The sequence below is a fragment of the Neisseria sp. HMSC064E01 genome (genome assembly GCF_001808875.1).
Taxonomy (GTDB): domain Bacteria; phylum Pseudomonadota; class Gammaproteobacteria; order Burkholderiales; family Neisseriaceae; genus Neisseria; species Neisseria sicca_A.
In genome coordinates this window covers 1-349 of record NZ_KV794942.1, presented here as the reverse complement: position 1 = coordinate 349, position 349 = coordinate 1, and the positions used below count along the sequence as shown (strand labels likewise).

Annotated in this window: 1 pseudogene; it reads right to left on the bottom strand. The window is 57.9% G+C overall.

Going from position 1 to position 349, the window contains the following annotated elements:
• Positions 1-349, bottom strand: a pseudogene (locus tag HMPREF2572_RS07925) (RHS repeat protein); the annotation flags it as partial.

The window sequence follows — 349 nt, the reverse complement described above, 5'->3', positions numbered from 1 at the left end:
GGGGATTTTGGGGAATTTTGCAAAGGTCTCGACCTGCGGCATCGTAGCCGAAGGTCTCTTTGCTGCCGTCGGGATAGAGGGCGAGGGTAAGGTTTTGGTCGGCGTCGTAATGGTATTCGGTGTGCTGTCCCAGCGCGTCGGTAATACGCGCCAGCTGCCCTTCGGGGGTGTAGGCCAGTTTGGTTTCGTAACCGGAACAGTCGGTAATGAGGTCGGGCCGGTGGTTTTCATTGTAGTGATAGGCGGTGCTGCTGCCGTTCGGATCGGTCACCGACAGCAACAGACCGTTGTCGGCATATTCGAAACGGGTGGTATGCTTCAGCGGGTCGGTATGGGTCAGCAGGTTGCC